This is a genomic window from Candidatus Methanoperedens sp. (genome assembly GCA_012026795.1).
Lineage (GTDB): Archaea > Halobacteriota > Methanosarcinia > Methanosarcinales > Methanoperedenaceae > Methanoperedens.
Genome location: VEPM01000040.1, coordinates 1 through 22,902, shown reverse-complemented (window position 1 = coordinate 22,902; position 22,902 = coordinate 1). Strand labels below are relative to the sequence as shown.

Annotated in this window: 25 protein-coding genes; 16 read left to right on the top strand and 9 right to left on the bottom strand. The window is 41.0% G+C overall.

The annotated features are described in order from the left end of the window. Positions 1-468 precede the first annotated feature (468 nt). Positions 469-1,158, top strand: a complete 690-nt coding sequence (locus FIB07_16375; protein ID NJD54426.1) for a hypothetical protein — start codon at positions 469-471, stop codon at positions 1,156-1,158. Between the two features lie 22 nt (positions 1,159-1,180). Here FIB07_16375 and gatB read toward each other — a convergent pair whose 3' ends face one another. From gatB to FIB07_16345, 6 genes are read right to left on the bottom strand one after another with little or no spacing between them, the layout of a single operon-like run. After that, positions 1,181-2,602: an Asp-tRNA(Asn)/Glu-tRNA(Gln) amidotransferase subunit GatB gene (gene gatB / locus FIB07_16370; GenBank protein ID NJD54425.1), complete on the bottom strand. Its 1,422-nt coding sequence runs from the start codon at positions 2,600-2,602 to the stop codon at positions 1,181-1,183. Then, complete coding sequence (gene gatA, locus FIB07_16365; protein NJD54424.1) at positions 2,602-4,020, bottom strand: Asp-tRNA(Asn)/Glu-tRNA(Gln) amidotransferase subunit GatA; 1,419 nt, start codon at positions 4,018-4,020, stop codon at positions 2,602-2,604. Before gatA ends, gatB begins: the two co-directional genes overlap by 1 nt. After that, the gene (gatC, locus tag FIB07_16360) at positions 4,021-4,302 is read right to left on the bottom strand and encodes an Asp-tRNA(Asn)/Glu-tRNA(Gln) amidotransferase subunit GatC (GenBank protein ID NJD54423.1); all 282 of its coding nucleotides are present in this window, start codon (positions 4,300-4,302) and stop codon (positions 4,021-4,023) included. Between the two features lie 37 nt (positions 4,303-4,339). Further along, the gene (locus FIB07_16355) at positions 4,340-4,792 is read right to left on the bottom strand and encodes a chorismate lyase (protein ID NJD54422.1); all 453 of its coding nucleotides are present in this window, start codon (positions 4,790-4,792) and stop codon (positions 4,340-4,342) included. Positions 4,793-4,839: 47 nt separating this feature from the next. After that, positions 4,840-5,151 carry a hypothetical protein gene (locus tag FIB07_16350; GenBank protein ID NJD54421.1) on the bottom strand — a complete coding sequence of 104 codons (312 nt, stop codon included), beginning with the start codon at positions 5,149-5,151 and terminating at the stop codon, positions 4,840-4,842. Between the two features lie 43 nt (positions 5,152-5,194). Next, positions 5,195-6,949 (bottom strand): PAS domain S-box protein, encoded by a 1,755-nt coding sequence (locus tag FIB07_16345; GenBank protein NJD54420.1) that lies wholly within the window; start codon positions 6,947-6,949, stop codon positions 5,195-5,197. A 331-nt stretch (positions 6,950-7,280) separates the two neighbouring features. On the opposite strand from FIB07_16345, the gene FIB07_16340 reads away from it, so the two are divergent. Beyond that, positions 7,281-9,356, top strand: a complete 2,076-nt coding sequence (locus FIB07_16340) for a HAMP domain-containing protein (GenBank protein ID NJD54419.1) — start codon at positions 7,281-7,283, stop codon at positions 9,354-9,356. A 161-nt stretch (positions 9,357-9,517) separates the two neighbouring features. After that, positions 9,518-10,327 carry a response regulator gene (locus tag FIB07_16335; GenBank protein NJD54418.1) on the top strand — a complete coding sequence of 270 codons (810 nt, stop codon included), beginning with the start codon at positions 9,518-9,520 and terminating at the stop codon, positions 10,325-10,327. Here FIB07_16335 and FIB07_16330 read toward each other — a convergent pair. Next, the gene (locus tag FIB07_16330) at positions 10,303-11,304 is read right to left on the bottom strand and encodes a hypothetical protein (GenBank protein NJD54417.1); all 1,002 of its coding nucleotides are present in this window, start codon (positions 11,302-11,304) and stop codon (positions 10,303-10,305) included. The genes FIB07_16335 and FIB07_16330 overlap by 25 nt on opposite strands. A gap of 85 nt (positions 11,305-11,389) precedes the next feature. Between FIB07_16330 and FIB07_16325 the strand changes: the two genes are divergently transcribed. From FIB07_16325 to FIB07_16305, 5 genes are all read left to right on the top strand, one after another. Continuing rightward, on the top strand, positions 11,390-12,139 hold the full coding sequence (locus FIB07_16325; protein ID NJD54416.1) for a DUF128 domain-containing protein: 750 nt from the start codon (positions 11,390-11,392) through the stop codon (positions 12,137-12,139). A 168-nt stretch (positions 12,140-12,307) separates the two neighbouring features. Further along, complete coding sequence (locus tag FIB07_16320) at positions 12,308-12,547, top strand: hypothetical protein (GenBank protein NJD54415.1); 240 nt, start codon at positions 12,308-12,310, stop codon at positions 12,545-12,547. After that, positions 12,528-12,971, top strand: a complete 444-nt coding sequence (locus FIB07_16315; protein ID NJD54414.1) for a PIN domain-containing protein — start codon at positions 12,528-12,530, stop codon at positions 12,969-12,971. Before FIB07_16320 ends, FIB07_16315 begins: the two co-directional genes overlap by 20 nt. A gap of 148 nt (positions 12,972-13,119) precedes the next feature. After that, on the top strand, positions 13,120-13,602 hold the full coding sequence (locus FIB07_16310; protein ID NJD54413.1) for an adenosine monophosphate-protein transferase: 483 nt from the start codon (positions 13,120-13,122) through the stop codon (positions 13,600-13,602). Next, positions 13,602-14,495: a homoserine kinase gene (locus FIB07_16305; GenBank protein ID NJD54412.1), complete on the top strand. Its 894-nt coding sequence runs from the start codon at positions 13,602-13,604 to the stop codon at positions 14,493-14,495. Before FIB07_16310 ends, FIB07_16305 begins: the two co-directional genes overlap by 1 nt. 36 nt (positions 14,496-14,531) lie before the next feature. Here the strand turns inward: FIB07_16305 and FIB07_16300 are convergent, their stop codons facing one another. Beyond that, a complete protein-coding gene (locus FIB07_16300; protein ID NJD54411.1) occupies positions 14,532-15,440 on the bottom strand; it encodes a transposase in 909 nt (302 codons plus the stop codon). Next, positions 15,391-16,038, bottom strand: a complete 648-nt coding sequence (locus tag FIB07_16295) for a hypothetical protein (protein ID NJD54410.1) — start codon at positions 16,036-16,038, stop codon at positions 15,391-15,393. The genes FIB07_16300 and FIB07_16295 overlap by 50 nt, the downstream gene beginning before the upstream one ends. A 188-nt stretch (positions 16,039-16,226) precedes the next feature. Here FIB07_16295 and FIB07_16290 point away from each other — a divergent pair, with 188 nt between their 5' ends. From FIB07_16290 to FIB07_16255, 8 genes are all read left to right on the top strand, one after another. Beyond that, positions 16,227-16,709 carry a hypothetical protein gene (locus tag FIB07_16290; GenBank protein ID NJD54409.1) on the top strand — a complete coding sequence of 161 codons (483 nt, stop codon included), beginning with the start codon at positions 16,227-16,229 and terminating at the stop codon, positions 16,707-16,709. Next, a complete protein-coding gene (locus FIB07_16285) occupies positions 16,702-17,184 on the top strand; it encodes a DUF2240 family protein (protein NJD54408.1) in 483 nt (160 codons plus the stop codon). Before FIB07_16290 ends, FIB07_16285 begins: the two co-directional genes overlap by 8 nt. Positions 17,185-17,275: 91 nt before the next feature. Beyond that, the gene (locus FIB07_16280) at positions 17,276-18,358 is read left to right on the top strand and encodes a hypothetical protein (protein NJD54407.1); all 1,083 of its coding nucleotides are present in this window, start codon (positions 17,276-17,278) and stop codon (positions 18,356-18,358) included. 320 nt (positions 18,359-18,678) lie between these two features. Continuing rightward, entirely contained in the window at positions 18,679-18,882 is a 204-nt protein-coding gene (locus tag FIB07_16275) for a hypothetical protein (protein ID NJD54406.1), read from the top strand. A gap of 144 nt (positions 18,883-19,026) precedes the next feature. After that, entirely contained in the window at positions 19,027-19,380 is a 354-nt protein-coding gene (locus FIB07_16270; GenBank protein NJD54405.1) for a hypothetical protein, read from the top strand. Then, a complete protein-coding gene (locus FIB07_16265; GenBank protein NJD54404.1) occupies positions 19,377-19,745 on the top strand; it encodes a hypothetical protein in 369 nt (122 codons plus the stop codon). Before FIB07_16270 ends, FIB07_16265 begins: the two co-directional genes overlap by 4 nt. A 17-nt stretch (positions 19,746-19,762) precedes the next feature. Then, complete coding sequence (locus tag FIB07_16260) at positions 19,763-20,341, top strand: hypothetical protein (protein ID NJD54403.1); 579 nt, start codon at positions 19,763-19,765, stop codon at positions 20,339-20,341. Positions 20,342-20,350: 9 nt separating this feature from the next. Continuing rightward, positions 20,351-22,567 carry a minichromosome maintenance protein MCM gene (locus FIB07_16255; GenBank protein NJD54402.1) on the top strand — a complete coding sequence of 739 codons (2,217 nt, stop codon included), beginning with the start codon at positions 20,351-20,353 and terminating at the stop codon, positions 22,565-22,567. Positions 22,568-22,902 lie beyond the last annotated feature (335 nt).

Sequence of the window (22,902 nt, the reverse complement as noted above, 5' to 3'; positions counted from 1 at the left end):
TTTTCCATAGCAACTTTCTCTTAGCTTTTTATATATTCTGTGCTTGTTAATTCTTCAGGAATAGCGCCTTCAAATACTCCGAGCCATTTATCCGCGATTTTTCTCTTTGTTTTAACTTTAATATCTATATGTTCAAGAGCTTTAACCAATTTCTCAAGGATTACAGGCATTCTGTCACCATATGAAATATGAGTAAGATAATATTTAACAGTATGTTATGAGTTTCAAGAATCTTATTTATTGGACAGCTCCCACAATGAGTTGAGCGCCTTATCCTTTCTGGCTATGAAATCGGCCACAACTTGCGGATTTTCTTTGCTTTTATTCCCGATGTTGAGTAAGCAGCAATAACTCCGGCTGAACTTATGAAGAAGATGTGAGCACTTCGGCGGCCGCCGTCAATGCAATGAGAATGCTTAAATATTATTTTCTGCATTTTAAATACATAAGATTATAAGGTGTAAAAAAATGACCTTCAAAAAGGAGCAAATTTCCGATGAAGAGCTGGAATTTATCGATTGGCAAATTGAAGATGAGCAGCATAAAAAAGAACTAAATGAAGCCGTTAATGCAGATTTAAAAAAAGAAATTGAACGTGTCAAAAAGTCTATGGATGAAACCATCGAAGAAAAACCAGATGAGTGTCAAAGGATAATGGGAATTATAGGAGGATATACCCATTTAATTTCATTCCCCTTGGATAAAGAACAATTGAAATATGATTGCCTCCCATACAAATTAAATGAAATAAATGATACCTTGGAAGATATGTTTTTGCTTCTCATATCTGCAAAATATAAAACATCAAGAATATTATTAAGAAAGTGGTTAGAACTTGTTGTTGTTTCTATTTATTGTGATACTAATCCACTCGCAGATAAGGATTTTACAAAAAAGTGGATGAATGTGGAAGATGTGGGTGGTTTGAACTTCACGGACAAATTAAGAAAAGTATCATCCAACGATTTTGATGCTATACTTCGTATTTACAAAGAACTATCTATATATACCCATAATGAAGGCAAGAGAGGCGAGTGGGACTTTTCGTATAACGAAAAGGAATTCAACGACATATTTTCAAAAATAAATCAACTTCAATCATACATAGAAAAAATGATAAAAAATAAATACAGTGGCATCTTCCTATTTATAGCTTAAATTTTTGAGGCATAATATACATTTATTCAGAATTTAGCTTTCCAAGCAGCACTTCCCTCGCCGCCCTCGCATCCGCCCTGCCTTTCGTTTTCTTCATGACCGCCCCGACAAGCGAGTTGAGCGCCTTCTCCTTCCCGGCTTTGAAATCAGCCACAGCCTGTGGATTTTCTTTGATCGCTTCTTCTGCTGCTGTTGCCACGATATCCCCTTCCACTTTAAGGAGTCCCTTCTCTTTAACAATCTCATCAGGCGAGCCGCCTTTATCCAGCAGCGTCCTGATTATATCAACAGCGCCGTCCTCTGTTATTTTCTTGCTCGCAAGAAGTTCGATAACCGATAACATATGCTCCTTCTTGAAAGCCTCGATTGTGAGGTCGCGGTAGTTCAATTCACCTTTAAGTACATCGCATATCCAGACCGCCGCTTTCTTTGGATCAGTTTTTTTCGCGACATCTTCATAAAATATTGCAAGCTTCAATTCCGATGTGAGCGCCTTGGCATGGTCATCAGTGATGCCGTATTGCTCCACAAATCTCATTCTTCTAGCATCCGGAAGCTCTGGCAGCGTTGCCTTGATAGCTGGCGCCCAGCCTGATATCTTAAGCGGTACAAGGTCGGGTTCGGGGAAATATCGGTAATCATGTGCTTCTTCCTTGGAACGCATGGAAAGCGTGATCTCGCGCGCTTCATCAAAGTGGCGCGTTTCCTGGACTACCACGCCGCCCCTCCTGAGCACGTTCTTCTGTCGCACTATCTCAAACAGGAGCGCGCGTTCTGCTCCCTTATGCGATGAGATGTTCTTTATCTCGGCGCGCTGTCCGCCCATAATGGAAATGTTGGCGTCAACCCTGAGTGCACCTTCAAGATCCCCGTCAAAAATATCAAGATATTCAAGGATATTCCTCAATTTATCAAGATACCGGCGAGCCTCTTTCGGGCTTCGCATATCAGGTTCGCTTACTATCTCGATCAGCGCCATCCCTGAACGGTTGTAATCGATAAGCGTATATTTTGATTTGTCGATCGTGCCCTCATGCACAAGCCGGCCAGGGTCTTCTTCCATGTGAGCCCTTGTAATCCCAACCCTGTGCTCTCCATCTTCACCTTCGATCATTATGTAGCCCCCGCTTGAAATCGGGAAATCATATTGCGTTATCTGGAAACCTTTGGGAAGATCAGGATAATAGTAGTTCTTCCTGTAAAATTGCGTATGCTCTTCTACCCTGCAATTAAGGGCAAGCCCGATTTTTATGGCTGCTTCAACTGCTTTCTTGTTTATCACAGGCAGCGATCCCGGAAGTCCGAGGCACACAGGGCATACATGCGAATTTGGCGGATCGTTGTGATAATCGGTACTGCATCCGCAGAAAACCTTAGTCTTTAGCTTATTCAGTTGCACATGTACTTCAAGCCCTATCATCACGCCGTCAGGATTCTCGTACATTACGATCCCTCCGGGTGCTTCGTGTGGAAATCCGTATTTTCTTCAAAAGTATAAGCTGTGCGCAAAATCGCGGCTTCATCAAAATGCTTCCCTATCACCTGCATCCCGATAGGCAGATGCCCTGAAAAGCCGCATGGCAATGATATGGAAGGAACACCCGCAAGATTAATTGGCACAGTATCAACATCTGCAAGATAAAGCGATATCGGGTCATCGATCTTCTCACCGAGCTTGAATGCCGGATATGGCATCGTTGGTGCAATAAGGACGTCCGTATCCCTGAATGCGCGCTCAAAGTCCTGTTTTATAAGAGTCCTGATCTTCAGGGCTTTTAAGTAATATTTATCATGATACCCTGCAGAAAGAGCGTACGTTCCCAGCAGGATGCGCCTCTTGACCTCATCGCCAAACCCTGCTGCCCTTACCTGCGAGAATGTCGTATGCCAGTCAGAATCCTCGGTTCGAAGCCCATATCTCATCCCATCAAACCTGGCAAGGTTGGATGATGCTTCGCTCATTGCAATTATATAGTAAGCAGAAAGTGCATATTTTGTATGCGGCATCTTGACCTCAACACTGGTCGCCCCAAGTCCTTCAAGTGTATTGATGGCATCCCTTACCGATTTTTCCACATTCTTATCGGTACCTTCCCCGAAATATTCTTCAGGAACTCCAATCTTCAATCCCTTCACGTCGTTAACAAGGGCTGATGAATAATTTGTTTCCCTGTCAACTGATGTGGAATCACGGGGATCGTGGCCCGCAATTACATCAAAAAGTGTCGCAACATCACGAACGCTTGTTGCAAATGGTCCTATCTGCTCAAGCGAATTGGCATATGAAATAAGTCCGTAGCGGGATATAACCCCGTAAGTCGGTTTTAATCCCACAACGCCGCAAAAAGACGCCGGGCAGCGGACTGATCCGCCAGTATCCGAACCAAGGGAAAGCGGCGCTTCGCCTCCTGCCACTGCTGCTGCGCTTCCGCCCGATGAGCCGCCAGGGACTCTTGTCGTGTCCCATGGATTAAGGGTAGGTCCGTAGAAGCTTGTTTCTGTGGATGAACCCATTGCGAATTCGTCCATGTTCGCCTTCCCGATGATGATCGCACCCGCTTCCTTTAGTTTTTCAATAACATGGGCATCATATGGTGGGATGTAACCTGTAAGTATCTTTGAGGCGCATGTGGTCGCAATACCTTTTGTCGAAATATTGTCTTTTATCGCTACTGGTATCCCGGCAAGCGGCCCGTCATGCCCCTGTAAATCTATCTCCTTTGCACGTAAAAGTGCGCTTTCTCTTGCTACTGTTATAAAAGCATTCAATTTGCTCTTTTCGATCTTCTCCAGATATTCAGCAACGATTTCTTCAGAGGAATCGGCATGAATCCTTTCTATGAGTTCATTGATAGATGCCATTTACATCATCCTTGGAGCCTTGATGAACCCATCCTGGGATTTCGGGGCATTGGAAAGCGCTTCTTCCTGCGACAACGATGGTGCGGGAACATCTTCCCTGAAAACATTGCTCATGGGCATTACATGATATGAAGGTTCCACACCTTCGGTATCAGCTTTATCAAGCTCCCCGAAATAATCAAGAACAGAATTGAGCTTTGGTGTATATTTTTCCTTGTCTTCTTCGCTTAATTCAAGGCGCGAAAGCCACCCGATATGCTCAAGGTCTTTTTTAGTGATCATAATACTTCCTGCATTATACTAAAAGTTTAAAAACCTTTCATATTTTCCATCGTTCATCTACAGGAAAACATTCATTTATCCACATCAGCACAGCGTTTTCATAGATTATCTTATATTCCCTTGAAAGAACGGGCAGCTCCCCGAAAAAATCCCTGTGCACGATTTCCATTTTAAGAATATCGCGCCTGGTTTCAAGTTTATGCTCACGCAATATCTTCCCTATGGGAATATCAGCCCGCATCAGGTCGGCCCTTACAGCTTCCGGCATCCTTTTAACAGGCGCCAGGGATTTTGCTAGGACATAAACGATATCATCGACCTTCAGTGTAACAAGACGATCATTGACATCATCTCCTGTTTCTATATCAAGAAGCCTTGCAATTTCCTTTGTTGCCTTAATAACACGCTGGGAAATCGTTTCAACTTTTACGCTTTTTCCAGTAAGCACCTCAAGAAGCCCGGTGACAGAGCCATCCGTGCCTGCGCATATCCTGAGGCAGGCAGGAATATCAGGTCTCCTGAGGACATCCTGCAAATTTAATCTCCCTGAACTGCTTTCTTTGCCATTTTGAGGCGATCTTTAGCGGTATAACCCGTGGCCTCTTCAAGAAAATCCCTGTAGCGCTTATTGGTATCGAGAATTTCATTATCTTTTACTGCTTTATTTGATTCTGAATCCGCTACCAGTTTTTTATTATCAATATAGAGGGTTAAACGGCTGAAAGCACCATATGTCAGTGTTAATTTTCCATTATCCTCTTTGATCCCGGTCGCAAAATTTTTTTCAAGCACGCTTCTTATTCTCCCGATATCCGGGGAAAAACCTCTTTTAAATGAGTACTCCTGAATAAAATCACCTTCATATAACGTTCATGTAAGATAGGATTACTAACTAATAAAGAATTTCATTTATCGGAATAGTAAATGTGAATATGCTCCCCTGCCCATATTTGCTCTCTACCGTGATTTTGCCACCATGAAGTTCTACGAGCTGCTTTGATATCGCAAGTCCGAGTCCTGTCCCCTTACTCTTTCTGGTGTATCCGGAATCAAGCTGTTCAAATTTCCGGAACAATTTACCAAGATCTTCATCTTTTATACCTATCCCTGTATCCGATATCGAAAATTGAGCCATGTTCCCGGATTTCATGACTGATACTATCACTATCCCTCCCTCTTCTTCGCTGAATTTCAAAGCATTGCTTATCAGGTTAAAAAGCACCTGTTTTAACCTCTGCCGGTCAGCCCGGATAAAATCCAGCCCGGGTTCTTTATTCTTTACCATTCTTATATTATGGCTTACGGCCTGTTCCTTCAATATTTCAAGAGTCTCATCTATGACCTCATCCACGGATATCTGTTCGATAAATAGTTCCAGTTTTTGCGCTTCTATCTTACTAAGATCAAGAATATCGTTTATGAGATTGAGCAGGAACTTTCCGCTTGTGATAACGTTATCCACATAAAGCTCCTGTTTTGCATTTAATTCCCCGTTTATCCTGCGCTTGAGGAGCTGGGAAAATCCGATGATGGAAGTCAAAGGAGTTCGCAGCTCATGGCTCATGTGTGCCAGAAACTCGTTCTTGACTTTATTTGAATACATCAGACGCTCATTTTCAAGAAGAATTCCTTCCGCATTTTTGCGCTCAGTAATATCCTCCAGCATGCAAATGATGAATCGAGGCTGGTTGTCATCTTCCTTAACAAGGGAAATGGTCAGCAGCCCCCAGATAGTTATGCCATCTTTCCTGATGAAGCGTTTTTCTATCTGGTAACCATCGCGTTTCCCTGCAATCATTTCTCTGTACAATTCTAAATCGGCCTTGAAATCTTCCGGTTGGGTTAATTCGTTAATCAGATCATAGTTAAGCTCTTGCGAGCCAAAACCTAAAATCTTCTGCAACGCAGGATTGTTTGCTATGAACCGTCCGTTCCATTCAAAAAGTGCTATTCCGACGTCTGTCCCTTCAAATATTGTGCGGAACTTTTTTTCGCTCTCTTTAAGATCATTTTCTGCCTGTTTTTTTTCCGAAATATCCCTGACTGTACAAATATGCCCTGTGTAATTTCCATTCTCATCCCAGATTCCTGTTGCAATGACTTCCGTAGGAATTATCCCACCATCTTTAGTAAAACCGGGGACCTCTCCTTTGAATATACCAATTTCCTTATTTTTCAAAGTATCTTTCAGCCCCTTTTCGGTTTGAGGTATTATTTCAGAGGGAGTGATTTTTCGCCATGTTTCTCCAATAAAGTCTTCCCGGGCGTATCCGAATATTCTGGCATAGGCTGCATTCACGTATAGATATCGGTCTTTTTCATCTGCTATGGTAATGCCTTCGGTGCTGCTAGCTATGGCTTTAAGGAGGTAGTTCTTTTCCTCTTCAATACGACTGATCTCAGTGATAATATATCTGGAATAAGCAGTGAATGCTATGAAAATAAATATTACAAACGACCGAATAAATATTTCTTCCTGAGTTGGATAGAGCAGTTCCCCTATAAATGTATTTGTGCCCCAGAAACTATGTAAAAAGGAGTCAAAAACCCAGTAGAACACGCTAAGGGAAAAACAGATAATGATCAAATAATCTTTAGAATTCAGAATTATTTTTTCATTGTGTTCCTTTCTGTTAAAATCGTGCATATCCTTTTCCCATGAATTACCACCTTCTCCAATTGCACTAATCGATTATATAATTAACAGAAATGCCTATGACATAACGTCTTTTTATTATTGAGTGGAAGGCTCAATGGAAGATTGTATGGTAAGTATATTCTTCTTTTAATGTGTGTCCATAGGCATTACATTCTTATAATATACATAAGGTTTAATAAAGGTTCTTATCTTTCAAATTTTGTTTCAAAATTTGAAAGTTAAAAAAGTATTTCATATCTTAAACAATAAAGGTTTAATTAATCTAAAATTATTTTTTGGATATACTAATCATCCAGAGGCAAAAACGAAGGAGATTTTTATGTTAAGTATAAGAGATATGTCTTTAAGCAGGAAACTGGTTGGTGGATTCGGGCTGGTCAGCATCTTGCTTATAATTGTGGCTGTAGTAAGCATAACTAACCTTGGTAAAATAGACCAGGAAGCAAATAAATTAATTGTTAATGAAATCACGGCAAAAGAAAAAGCTCTTGAAATCAATGTCAACATGCTTGAAGCAAGACGTAATGAGAATGACTTTTTTGCCAGTAAAGATCTAATATATGTTGATAAAGTAAAAGTTTCGGTTAAGAATGTCACTACAGATGCTGAGACGATACAGAAACTTAATATTCCTCAGGAAAGAAAGGATATGGTAGTAAAAATGATAACTGCTATAACTGGTTATCAAAAAGTATTTCTTGAGGTCGTTGAACTCAATAAAGAAAAAGGTCTGAATGAAAGCTCAGGATTACAGAACCAACAAATATTAGCGGCTCGTGAGATCGAGAACGTGCTCAAGACGCAGAATGATTATCTGCTCAGGATGGATATACTTGAACTCAGGCGGGATGAGAAGAATTATGTTATAAGGAAAGATGATGCGTCAATAAAGACGTTCCATAATAATGTAAAAGTATTTCAAAATGATATTTCTGCCAGCAAGTTATCCGATAATATCAAAGATGATGTTAATGCAAAGCTCCTCGTTTATACAACAGTTTTTGACAGGATAGTGGATATAGATGCTAAGATTGCATCTAAAACAGAAGAACTCACAACATATATCCGTGCTATAGAGCCTATAACGGCCGAATTCCTGGTAGATTTTGAGACCGATAAAGTTGTGGCTCTTGCCGAAATTGAAAATACAAATTCAACCGCTGATACCATGGTTATAATACTTTCCATAGTGGCAATAGTCTCCGGACTTGGCATTGGAATCTATGTCTCCCGCGCAATCACCAGACCTGTAGATACGATGCTTCACGCATCAAATAAAGTCGCAGAAGGTGATCTCACAGTCAAAATAAAGAGTGACTCGAAAGATGAGATCGGGCAGCTTTCTATAGCTATCCATACCATGGCCCAGAACCTTAAGGGCGTACTCGGAAAGGTGCAAAAATCTGCTATTAATGTCGCATCCACAGCCCAGGAACTTTCGGCATCAAGTGAGGAGATGAAAGCCTCGACAGAGCAGATCTCAAACACCAGCCAGGATATAGCATCAGGTGTGAGCCAGCAGGCATCCAAGATGGTCGAAGTAAGCCGTGCAATGAAGGAAATGTCAGAAAGCGTCCAGCAGGTTGCCATGAATTCCCAGAAAGCTGCGGAAGGTGCGACAGCTGCCAGCACAACAGCCCAGGAAGTGGGCAAGATGTCAGCGGATGTGGCTCAAAAGATGACAGATATCCAGTCAACGGTGGATAATTCTGCAACGGTTATAAAACAGCTTGACGGTAAATCCCAGCAGATTGGCGAGATTATCGGCGTAATAACCACTATTGCAGACCAGACCAACCTTCTTGCCCTGAACGCGGCCATAGAAGCTGCACGGGCTGGAGAACACGGCAAAGGTTTTGCGGTAGTTGCCGATGAAGTGCGAAAACTTGCCGAGGAATCAAGAGGCGCAGCTACACAGATTACAGGATTGATCAAAGAAATCCAGATGGGTACAAAGCAGGCTGTAACCACAATGGAACAGGGCACAAAGACCGTTGGCGAAGGGGCAAAGACTATTGAGGAAACTGTAGGCGCCATCAACCGGATAGTCAAGGCTGCGGCAGATGTTGCCACGATGGTACAGGAAATCGCGACGGCCGCTGAAGAACAGTCTGCCTCGGTTGAAGAAGTAACAGCCTCGGTCGAGGCCGTGTCGGCAATTAGTGAAGAATCAGTAGCAGGCACAGAAGAAACATCAGCAGCTGCCCAAGAGCAATCTGCTTCAATGGACCAGCTTGTGAATGCAGCCCAGGAGCTTGCAAAACTGTCAAATGAATTGCTGGCTGAAGTTGCAAAGTTCAATCTCGGTGAAGCTGTAAGAGAATCGGAGCACAAACCTGCACTTGCTCATGAGAAAACTAAAGAATATGAACAGCTAAAGAACTTCATAACATAAACACCATTTCTTCCGATTCCGCAGCAGCTATCACCTGAGGAAGCTGCTTTTTCTTTTTTATTTTTTCACACATTTTTCACAAATCACATTATATATTTGCTCCTGCTAACTAATCTATTCGTCTCTTTACATAGGTTTTCAAAAAATGGAAAAATGATATCATGGAAAAACTCAGGATACTTGTAGTGGATGATGAACCTGTAAATGTCGAACTGCTGGATGGGATTCTTTCAACTGATTACGAGATAATGAAGGCTTTTAATGGAAATGAAGCATTAAAACAGGTCGAAAAATCACTTCCGGATTTAATACTCCTTGATATAATAATGCAGGGCATGAGTGGCTACGAAGTCTGCAGGAAACTTAAGAACAATGAAAAAACAATATCAATTCCGATAATATTGATTAGCAACCTCAAGGACAAGTCTGACAGGATAAAGGCTATTCAGGCGGGAGCAGATGAATTCCTGTCCAAACCTTTTGATATGGATATATTATGTGAAAGGATGAAATCCTTACTAAAAGTAAAACATTACTATGATAATCTAAGACTTCTGGATACATCCGGGCAGATATTTTCAATAAATAAAGTCAACAATTCACTGGATCATTTTGATGTGAGCTTTTGTAATAATGTTGCCTGTAGAGAGGAAATAGTCAAAAGCCACCTGGAGATTATATTATTAAAGTTCCTGTCTGAAAAACCTATGTGCGGCCTGGAGATAATTAAAGAGATTAACAAAAAATATAATGTTTTATTGAGCCAGGGGACTGTATATACGACTTTATATAAGCTCAAGAAGGACGGGATAATATATGCAGAATTCGAGAAGGGAAACATGAGGACGAAGAAATATTCTGCCACAGGGGAAGGAAAAATAACAATATACAAAAAAATCAATGAATTTGTTAATCTGGAGATGAATATTTTGAATTCTATCCAGGTTCAGACCAGTTCAGCATCGTTGTAGAGCTTAATTGCCATTATATGCCCGTCATAGCCGTTTATATCTATTACTTCGCGTTTACCTTTTATCTCCCAGACAGGAACATATAATAGATTGATCTTAAGATTAATTTCAGATGAGTCAGGTGAAAATATCCTGTTTTCAAAGACTATGGTATCACCTATCATTTCATTCAGCCTGACTTGCTTAGTGTGTTCCCTGATAATGGAATTTATGGCTTTTTCCGAAGCCTCCTTTTTCTGGATAGAAGGCTGCATTATCTCATAATTCTGGGTAGGTGTCATGATATTTTCCCTGATATCACTGTATTTATTAAAAAAATTCTCACCGGTTATGGCATGGATGTATCCTTCACCATTACCCGTCAGGTCAACCATTTTTGATTTATATTTCTTCTGGACGTTAAAAGAATAACTATAATACCAGACCGGGATAAATTTCAGTGTCTGGATTTTTGGCGTTCCGATTTTAGCTTCAGCTATTGATAAAGCATCTTTTTTCCCTATATTTACAGGTATGCAGCGAAGCATTACTTTTATGGTTTTTTCATTTTCATCCTTTGTTAAATGTTCTTTTGTTTGAAGTTCATTTACTTCCATCGGTTCTTGAATCATTGATGATGAAAAAATACTATATGCATTTTCAGCCGTTTCCCCATGCTTATTAAGCGCTTCTTTCAGTACCATTCTTCCGATTTGCATTTCAAGCTCCCCCCTGTCCCATAATATAAGCCCATCATTAAGTGCGAGCATGCGGATCTTTTCATCAAAGGAATCTGATATTACTATTCCCTTACCATATCTTTTTACCATATTTGAAAAATATCTCATATTATTATAATTAGGATCTTTTTCAACTTTAATAAGGAAATGTTCCGTATCCTTTTCAGCAAGCAGGTCGCACATCTCAGATGAACTTATGCTGTAACCACGGTTAGCGAAAATATTTTTAACAATATCAATTACTACCTGCTTATTCATAGATACCACTTCTTACATGTCTAAAATACTTAATCTTTCGGTATGTTTATGACTCATCGTAATTATACATGGTTGCTGAATTAATATGGCCGATTTAATGTTCATAATTTCAAGGATCGAAAATATGATGTATGAGGTTACCTTTGATCAGGTAAAAAGAAAAGGTAAAATAATCGTAAATATTTCCATAGTCAATGAACCGGATTTTAAAAAAATCATTGGTCTTTTCAGGCAGGCCATTCATAGCGGACTTGCAGTAAGCCCGTATATTAAAATAATACGCCCGGGAGAAAAAATTGGAAATCTTAAAATTGAAACCGGAAAGATTGGAATAGCTACGGCCTGCAGCATTACCATAGATGGTGTGCTGCTAAAAGCCGGAATACCTGTAAAACCAATATTAGGGGGTGTCGTTGAAATCCATGAGGGTTCGCCTTTGAGATTTACCGATGTTTTGACGTATGATAGCACGACGATCGATCCTCTTGATGTTTTTATGTCCCAGGAGCTCACATCCGTAACCCAGATGATCAGCACTGGCACAGGAAAGATACTGGCAAATCTGCGTGAAGCTCCCATGTCGGCCCGCGACAGGATAGAGCAGGTGCTTGATTCACTCGTTGAAGCAGGATTCTCATGTATCCTTGAGGTCGGGGAGCCCAATAATGACATACTGGGTATCCAGGTGGGAAGGGATAAACTTGGGATTGTTGTGATCGGCGGAACGAATCCCATGGCACTCGTGCAGGAAAACGATATTGAAATAGATACGCAGGAGTTGTCGATTTTACTTGATGTTGAAGAAATGATACATATTGATGAACTGAAGGTTTAGTGCGTCTGATTGTCTATCTAAAAATATATACACTAATGTTTCCCTGTATTTATTCATATATAGGGCAAATTCCCATGATTTTGCCCCACAAGAAAGGCAAAAATGAACTTTGAACTTTAAATTTAAATTTACAATACATTTAAATACATCAAAAACTCATTTACATTCATGGGCACGATAACAGTAAACGTCAAGGATGATGTCGAAAAAGACTTCAGAAAGCTCGTCCGCAGCGTTTATGGGGCCAGAAAAGGCGACCTTGGAAAAGCTCTGAATGAAGCAATGCAAAAATGGGTATATGAAAAAAGGCAGGAAAAGATAGCGCAGGAAGCATTAAAGCTCCTTGAACTGAAATTCGATTTCGGTAAGAGATTATACAGGGACAGGGATGAACTCTATGAGAGATGAACTTGTTCTTATCGATTCAAACCTATTGAGCTATGTTTTTGATGAAAGCGAACCCAAAAAGAGGAAGATATGCAATGAGCTGGTAGCTGACTGCTGGAAAAGAAAACGAGATCTTGCCGTTTCTGTACAGAATCTTTCTGAGTTCTATGTTGTTGTAACAAAAAAGATTTCAAATCCGATACCTGCAAAGGTCGCAAAAGACTTTATTGAGCATATCATAGATTTCCAGGGCTGGCATGTCCTTAATTATAATGCCCAAACAATTACGTCAGCTATCGGAATTAGCACAAAAACCGGCATCTATTACTGGGACGCATTACTGGCTGCAACAATGAGAGAGAATAATGTATTTTCAATTTATACGGAAAATGATATGGATTTTAAAAAGGTTCCCTGGCTAAAAACAATCAATCCGTTTGCTTAAATTGCCTGACTCATCTGAGTTTTGCATAAATTAAATTCTATGCATAGATTTTGTGCATAAATGTTATAAACATGCTTATGATCCGGGAATTATATAAATCAGCATCATTTAAATACCAACAAAACAATAATAATTATGGGAGAAACACATGGAACTAAAATCTATACAAATAACGGCGCCTTCCGATACGAACCTGATCCTTGGCCAGTCGCATTTCATAAAAAGCGCTGAGGATCTTTACGAAGCACTTATCACTTCGGCCCCGGGGATTAAATTTGGCCTGGCCTTTTGCGAGGCATCGGGAAAATGTCTTGTAAGGAGTGATGGAAATGATGAGGAACTTATCAAAGCGGCGCAGAGTAATGCCATGGAACTTGGCTGCGGCCATAGCTTCATAATATTCATGCGAAATGCATACCCCATAAATGTCCTGAATCCGGTTAAAAGTATTCAGGAAGTATGTAATATTTTTTGCGCTACATCCAATCCAGTGGAAGTTATTATAGCTGAAACGAACCTGGGCCGGGGCATACTTGGCGTCATTGATGGTGAAAAACCAAAGGGGATTGAAAGCACAGCGGACAAAGAAGAAAGAAGATCATTCCTTCGAACTATTGGTTATAAAAGATAATGGCAAAAGATCATTTGAAAATAAGAGTTCCTGCGACTTCTGCTAACCTGGGGGCAGGCTTTGATGTATTCGGAATTGCACTTGAAATTCCTTATGATATAATTGAAATCGAAAAAAGCGATAGTACAAAAATAGTAATGCTCGGAAGAGATTCCCAGTTCATTCCAGCTGACCCGCAAAGAAATATTGCAGGCATCGTTGCTTCGATCATGAAGATCCCTGTGAATATCACGATACACAGGAATATTCCACTTTCAAGCGGGCTTGGAAGCAGTGCTGCGCCTGCGGCAGGAGTGGCATTTGGAATAAACGAGATGTTTGAACTCGGGCTTTCACAGAATGAACTTGTGCAAATAGCCGCACAGGGTGAAAAAGCAGTATCAGGAGCTGCTCATGCCGACAATGTAGCACCTGCTATCTATGGTGGTTTTGTCATTGTGCATAAAGATAAAATAATTTCTCTTTGCCCCGAGAACATTGGCATAGTTGCAGTTCATCCCGAAATCATCGTCAGCACGCGCCATGCCCGTGCTATCCTTCCAAAAAAACTGTCCCTTGAAGATATTTCATTTAATACTGGAAATGCCGCTTCTATGGTTGTCGGAATGATGAAGAATGATATAAGACTTATCGGGGAAAGCATGGCCAACCATGTAATCGAGGAGATCCGTTCAAACCTTATAAAAGGATACAATGAGGTCAAACAGAGTGCGATCCAGGCAGGTGCAGCCGGTGTGACTATCAGTGGTTCAGGGCCCACATTGATAGCGGTTTGCAATATGGATGAAAGAGAGAAAATTGCAGAAGCGATGATACAGGCTTTTTCTGAAAAACAGGTAAAAAGCGAGGCTTTTATAACCACAATAGGTAAAGGAATATCCATTATAGATTGAGCCCTCTCCATGCCTGAAGGCAGGAGATTCCAGAGTTTATATAACCTCTCTGTGGCTCTCATCTTCATTGATTCGGATTACAGCATCCACAGCCTCAGTTATAGTCGCTTCCGGTTTAACGGGCGATCCGCTCAGTCTCCGGCCTACTCCGAAGCTGGCAGGAAGGATTTTCCCACCATTTGCAGATTGGTATGCCCTTGATACCGCTTCGTTCAGGACTGGTTCCAGACCTGGCCAGAGCAATTTTGCCCTGGCTATATCAAGGGAGTTACTTTTCACATCAACACATTTGCTCAGAAATGCTGAATACAGGTCTCTTTGCATTTCTATACCACAGCAAATATGCCATCTCTGGCTGAGCGGTTTTTTAACTGCATTTCCGCAGATATGGCATACCTGAGACAGCTTTGTGCTGTTTGTAGGGAATTCGTTCAAGTATCCTCCAGCATTCTCAGCTTTTCTTTTGAGGTTACTTATGAACATTGACGGTGCTCTCATTAGCACTGATTTTCCAAAATTCTTCTGCCATGACTTGTAGGAGATTTTTTCGGTCTTTATTCTCGTTCCCATGGCTATGATCTCGTTAATATCTTTTCCATGAAGAGATTTTCTGTGGACAGCCAATTTCCTATCGAGTTCTGCTGCCTGACTGCTTGTTTTGTTATAATGATTGGATTTTTTCCATTTCTTCTTACCCTTCTTGACATTTCCATTCGTATTATAATTCTGGGGGTTATTTGCCCGTCTCTGCCTGTCCATTTTCCTCTGCAGTTTCCGTTTCTCTTCCTGTTTAGATACAAGTTCACTGCAGAACTGTTTCAATTCAGCTTTTGTACCTCCCACAATAGCTATTGTACCTGGACCAACATCCAGGCCTATTTCTTCATTACCTATCTTATGTTCTGGTTTCTGGGTAGGGTTTTCCTTCAAGGATGAGCTGGACATAGAACCTGTTCTTTGAATAGATCTTTCTCCTGACGATCCGGCAGTATTTGATCTTATGTTCAGATTTTAAGCCGTATGCGATGACTTTATTAGTTTCATCGATCATGCATGGTATTTCCAGACCCGACCAGTATAACGTATTATTCCTGAAAATTAACCCGGTCAGGTTATTTTTCCCTTCGAGGGTATCGAACTGGTTCTTGCCTTTGAACCTTACATTTTTGGCTTTCCCGAATGCCTTTTTCTGGACCGCTTTGAACGCTCTTGTAGCTATTTTCTGTGTTATATGGCTGTTGATATGCTCTTTGATCCAACTATCTCTTATCGTACCGGCATGATCATGAAGAGCATACTCTGTGAAACCGTATTCTCCATTCAAATTTCTGAATTTTTCAGTTCTTTCTTTACCTGCTGGTAATACTATGATTTTCTTGTACTCTTTGGACTGCCTGATAAGGTCAAGTCTTTTCAGAGCTTCTCCAAGACAGGCATTATACAAATGCCTTCCAGCTTCCAGCCGTGTTAAAATGTCGGTCTCCTGTACTGATGTGGTTTCTAATGGTAGTTCCAGTACGAAAGAGGGAGTTTTGCTATTCATATTTCATATTGTCGTATGGATAGTTTTGGTCTTGAATCTTAGCTGAGCGGGGTGAAACTAATCCGTGTTTATTTCAAAGGGGAAATTCATCTCCACGACTGAAGTCGGGAGCTTTCTTCCCCATTTGAACCCCATTTCTGTAACGCAAAGCAATAAGCTTTTAAGATTTCATGACGATACATGCTGATATGAGACGTACTTATCACCTTTTCCCGCAAAACCCGGAATTTGAACGTAAATTTAGATTCGAAGCCGACCTCCCTTTCCTGGTAAAAACAATTGCAGGGCTGAATGGCCAGTTCGGTACATTTGTCACAGATGGCCCGGACCGTAAAGCAACTCCTATACAGGCAAAAAGAAGCATTGAAGTTGAAATAGCAGATAAAAGCGTTGATTTTGTTCCTCTTAATAAGAACACTCTAGATCCAGTGCTAAAAGATATTACACCGGAAGGAACAATTGATTTTAAAATTAACCTGCAATATTCTGTACTTGATGCAAACTATAACCGTGTTGCTTTTAAAGGAGATACATATCTTGTAAGGACAAACCTTGATAACAGGGTACTTACTATGAACATACATCTTATCGATGGCCTGGAAAGGACTGATCCTGAAAGAATAGCTGACACCATTGTTGAAGAGATAAAAAGAAAGGCTGGCAATGTCTGATCTTACTTATACCGTATCAATGCCCTTTAAAAGAAAGGGAAAAGATACGCTAAAAGATATGGAATTTATTCTTGCGCTCTCCCTGGATTTGAAATGGTTCAATCCTGAGCAGGCAAAGACCATATTAAGCGATGCCCAGAATTCGGGGCTTTTAATACGCGAAGGAGAACTTGTACGTCCTTCATTTGATATATCAAAAATTGAGTTACCTTCCGGATGGAAACCCGTTATTGCGGAGAACAAAACAACTCCCGTTATTACGGAGAACAAAACAATTTTCGACAGGATAATTGACCGGATAATACAGGGCACGGGAATAGAAAAGAGAAAAGTAATTGCAATGATAAATAAAAAACAGGAAGAGTTTGCAAAACAGGTATCAATAGAGGTCAGCGCCATTCTCATTGCAGTTGAGAACGGGATTATGGTGGATGACCTTATCGATGAGGAGTATGCAGCTTTAACTACTATGTAGCTTTAACTATTTTGTCTTCTTCGTAAAAGTACTTAAAAAACTTGGGATATTTTAAATAGTAAGCGGTAGCATTAGTTACAATGGTGATGAAATGAGATCCGATTTACTTGAAGAATTTAAAAATAGCCTAATCTCAAAGGGAAGAACAAAGAACACATTAGATGTTATCAAATCGACTTTGGAAAATGCACAAAGCGATATTGGAAAGCCCATTGAGAATTTAACTATTGAGGATTTAAAGAAGTACTTTGAAGGATTGAGGGACAAAAACCAGAAAAATAGTTCTATCCATTTATGCCAGCAGCGATTTATTCAATTTTATCAGTTTTGCCTAGATGAAACGGATAACGAAAAGTACTCAATCATGATGAGAAAAGTTAAACGGATGCAGATATCCAAGGGGAAACGGACTATAAACCCGTCTGATATCTTGACACCGGAGGATATTAAGAAGCTCATCAATGTTGCGACTATTGAGAGAGACCGTTGTATTGTCGCAACCCTGTTTGAATCAGGATTAAGGATTGGTGAGCTATTGTCATTAACCATCGATATGATAGAATCGGATGATATGAAACAGGAAGTAACGCTCCATATCCCAAATATTGAAGGATGCAAGACTGGCTCAAGATCGGTTATTTGCTTAGAAATTTATGGATATGTCCAAGAATGGCTAAAATGCAATCCTTCTAAACAATTTTTCGATTTATCCCAGATGGGAGTTATACTTATTTTGAGAAAATTAGCGAAACTCGCAGGCACCACAAAACCCGTTAATCCGCATAATTTCAGGCATTCAGCCATTACCCACGCAGCAGGATTGAATTTAAGCGAAACACAATTATCTTATAGATTTTGGGGGATACCTCATAGCGCTATGCTTTCTACATATATTCACCTTCGAGAGCAATTAAAGAGCAGTGGATACAGAGACGCCAAGGGCATGGGCGAGAATGGCAACGGCAAGACCATAATAAACCCCTTAGCTTCAAGATGTGTTGAATGTGGGCGATTGATCCAGGCAGGCAGCTTATGCAAGACCTGTAAGGATAGTAAGAAGCTCGCCGAGGAAAACAGTGAGCTAAAGGCACAAATGGATAAGCAAAAAGCAGATATGGAGACCATGAAACGTCAGATGGAGCTTATCACGGCAGCGATGGCAGCGAAGCAATAATTTTATTAATGGATTCTGTTTTCTCCGTTATATGCTCCATTATACAGAGTATTTTTTTCCAATTCTGTCTAGGTCCCGATCACAGGCCTGGGCTGCCTGGGGGACAGAATAGATTTTCTGTCCGTGCTGCAGATGAGATCTCCAGATTCCTGGAAGACAGAAATCAATGGGGTTTTATTGATTCCGATAACCCCCTATGTTTTTACCAGAAAAAGACGTATACTTTATTTTGGAATTAGTATAATTTGTATAATATGTTATATTTGTTTATGTTCTTTTTATATATGACTAAAAACCTATGCTGCATAGGTGAAATCCCTATGAAACAAGTTAATCTTCAACTTTCAGAAAAGACCCTGGGTCGGGTCAAAGAAATTGCGAAAAATGAAGAGTTGCCTTATACCTCCTTAATTCGCAATTGGATAGTACAGAGAGTAAAAGAATTTGCACCCGCTGAAACCCTGGCAAGAGAACCAGCGGAATGCAGCCACACCCATCAATCGGGAAGGATGCAGCATGAGTAAATACAAACTATCTTTTATTAACTTTGCTGAGGGGCGAATGAAGGCCCAAGGTGATGAGATCAAACAATGGGCAAAGTCTGACAATCCCCTGCTATCACAAACTTGCAAGGAGATTATAGAGGCAGCAGAGCAGGGGGAGCAAAAATGATAGGGAAAGTACCGCCCGTTACCAGCGGGCAGAACTCGAAAACAGATCCCACTGTTAAGATTGCACCTTCTGCTAATAAAGACGTAAGGAGGTTTTTTTTACAAGCATTGAGGACGCGGGCATATTCCAAAAATAAGATTATCTCATTCCCGGAGGTAAAACGGATTCTATCGTGGTGGAGAGTACAAAAACAAGAACGCGACGAGCTACTTTATGATTTGAGGGATGAAGGGTTTTTGGAGATTATACCGTTTCATGGTATCAGGATAAAACCAGCAGAGAGTGGGGAAAGAGATGATAAAGAAGAAAAACACGAAGTTTTCAACCAAAATAAAAAAGAGGAAAGATGAGAACAGAAAGGTTAAGGGAATTATTTTCACAATTCTTGAAAGAAAACGAGATGGGCGGTGCACTTTCATGTAATAGCTGTATCACTCTCGATCAGGATGTGTCACTGAAATATGAGCGAATAGATAAATACAGCGTGCTTTTTTTGACATGCCAAGACCTTAAGAAATTGCTTGCTTTCTGTGGCAGGCATGGTATCAGTGTGTGGTTTGGTGCAGATAAGCTTTGTATCGGTTTCAATTACAAAGGAAACATGCGACTTTCAGCTTATGATTCTGTCCTGCCGGTGAGATCTGCAGCTGTTCCCATGGAAGACAGAAAAGACGATCAACTGAGAGGGGCACACTCAACAGCCCTTACCGCCTAGTTTTTTTATGAGAGATTATGAAAAATATAATAGTAGTGATCAATGCCAGCAGAGTTCTTGAAGAACTGATATCCAAAAATGAATTTGCACGCGGTAAATGGATGAGTGATTGCCGAAGCATAAGGGCGTCTTACAAACAGAAGACAAGCCGGATGGAAAAGAACGGCAAGACATATGAATATACGAAATGGTACAGGGAAAAAGATACGGGTGGGCTTGAATGTATCGGAAAAGACGAACCAGAATGGAAAAAGATTCTCCCAAAAGAACCTGAAATGAGAACGATCACTGCAAAGACGTATCGGGGCCAGCTAATCATGGAGCAGAAAGATTATGAGGCTAATATTGGGCTGTTCCTGGAGTACCTTGTATTCAGGCTTGAAGACTGCAAGAACCTGTTACATCCGCTATTCAAGAATCCTGAGAAGGCACTCAAAGGTGATTCTGTCCGCAGGGGTGGGGTGAGCTCGGCAGGATCGCAGATATCCGGAGGGACAGAAAATAAGTGCTGGAATGAGGGTGATTGTGAGTCGTGCTCACATAGTGATGATTGCCCGGTTAATACAGAGCAGGATGAGTTAGACCCGGAAGAGTAAGGGGAGAAGATGAATACTTACGATACAGTCATATCCCTCCTTGGCGACACCGGAAAACAGCAGTGGACGCGTTCGGAAATAATAGATATCATTTCAGACCGGTTGCGGATTGAAAAAGCAACAGCTATCAGTCGGTGGAATGACACGTTTTCCCGTACTGATTATTTTGAGAAAATTGGTGATGATCCTGCAAAATTCCAATATACAAAAAGCGGGAGAGTGAGATATGAGACTCTCCAGAGAACAGAGAGAGCGGATGGAAATTTCGATAAAAGCATGGAGACTTTCATCAAAAAATATTATTGGAGCGAGTTCTTAACCTGTATTAATGATGAAAACGAGTTTATTGATATAGAGTATAACACACTGTTGAAGGGGTTCCCTTATGCTGTAGAAATGTTGGAGAACAAACCTACCCAGGCTATAAATAAATTAAATAACTCCCTTCGTAAAATAATTGCTCCTGCAGACAGTGAGTTCAGGCCTGTTGTGAGTATAATTAATACTGGTAACGTGCTTCAGGTAGAAGATATAAAAACCAGGCATGTTGGGAAATTTGTAGAAGTGGAGGGGAGGGTGGCAACACAGATCATTCCGAAATCTGAGCTCGTTATTGGCGCATTCAAATGTGCTAGGTGTGGTGAAATAACGTATCTGCCGCAAAGTGGAGTGTATGCTGAACCATATCTGTGTGAGAATGATGTTTGTGAAAGAAAAGGCCCATTCAAGCTTCTTGACCCCCCTGAGAGTGAGTATAGGGATGCACAGGAGATAGTGATAGAGTCACTTCGAGGCGGCCAGGTAACAATCACAGCTCATTTCAGCGGAAGCTTGTGCCGCCCACCCTGGGAGCGGGATGCAAAAGTGATCCGTGTTTGTGGTATCGTGAGGACCCGACAAACGGTAATAGGGCCGAAAACTAAATCAACTTATTTTGATCAAATGATCGAAGTATGCAGCATCAAATTTGCAGATGACAGTAACACTGAGCCGCCTACCGAGGAAGAGATCAAGCTTTTTGATGAGTGGGCCAAAACCCCATCTGAACTTAGACAAACTATCCTGGAATTGATAGCCCCGAACATATATGGTTCTCTTGAAATCAAGGACGCTTGCAGCCTATCATTATTCTCTGATTGGTGTTGGGACCTTGACCCGCGTGATGTGATAGAGAGAAGCAGTATTCATGTGCTGTTGTTTGGGGATCCCGGTGTTGCGAAATCACAGATAATAAGAGATGTGGTATATCTTGCGCCGAAGGGGAAATTCGGGCAAGTAACCAACATGACAAGGGGGGGATTGAGCACGGTTGCAGTTCAGGAAGGGGGTGAATGGTGTGTTAAGAGTGGTTTTTTCAGCCAGGCAGATCAGGGGGTTGCGGGTTTGGATGAGCTTGATAAAGTGCATGAAGATAAGGATCTTAATTGCCTTGTAACCGTTCTTAATGACCAGATACAGCTTGTCAGTAAAATAGGAAAGAATGATATCCCGTTCAATACCCGTGCTGCTGTATTGGGAGCAGCGAATCCAAAGGGAGGATATCTGAAAAAGGAAGATGTAATATCCCAGATAGGGGCTGTCCTTCCGAGTTATATATATCAGAGATTCGATATGATCTTCGTGGTCCGTGACGTTCATGACAAAGAAAGGGACAGCATTGTTGCAGATAGTATAAATTCGATGCATAGCAACCCAAAAGCGAGTAGAAAAAACATGCCGCGAGTTATTACTCCCGAACTGTTCAAGAAATATGTGATATATGCCAGGACAAAACCCGTTCCAGAATTTGAACCGAGCGCACAGAAAATAATAAAAGAATATTATCTTAAACTCAGGACGATATCAGCTGATTATCCTGTTATCGGGGCGAGGCAGGTAAATAATATTAACAGGATTGCCCGGGCCGTTGCTCGAAGGGAGTTAGCAGCGAAGATCACGGAAGAGCATGTGAAGTATGCCATCGGGCTTATGCGAGCCAGCCTGTCCACGCTGTCAGATGACCAGGATTATGGAATATATAATTTTGGAAGGACAAAAAGCCAGGCTGAACTTGTGAAGCAGGTCAGAGGGGCAATACAAGAGATCTGCAAGAAGGAAAGATTTGCGAGAATAGAAGATATTGCATTTACGACCAACCTTGAAACTGTGCAGATAGGACACGTCTTGATCCTCATGGAGGGGGCCCGGGAAGTGTATCGCGTGAAGGACGGGTATAGGATACCATAAGCCTCATTTTTTTATAATTCTGTCTAGCCTGGTAAGCTGGCCAGAGATCTCCTGGGAGACAGAAAAAACTAAAAAGTTACTTGGTTAAAGGCAACTGTCTAAAAAAAAGTTAAAAAAAACAACATCTATAGGCATTTTCAGATAGCAAAAATAAGTTTATTTTAATAGTTGCTTTTGTTTCCGTTACGGAATTGGTGATTATTCGCATATTTACTAACAAAAAACACTCTAGTAGGGTGAAACTAATCATGAACCTGCTGGTTCATAGATAAACATGAAAAATAAATACTGCTGTATCGTCTTATTATTCTTGCGGTATAAGCAGAGAAAACCAA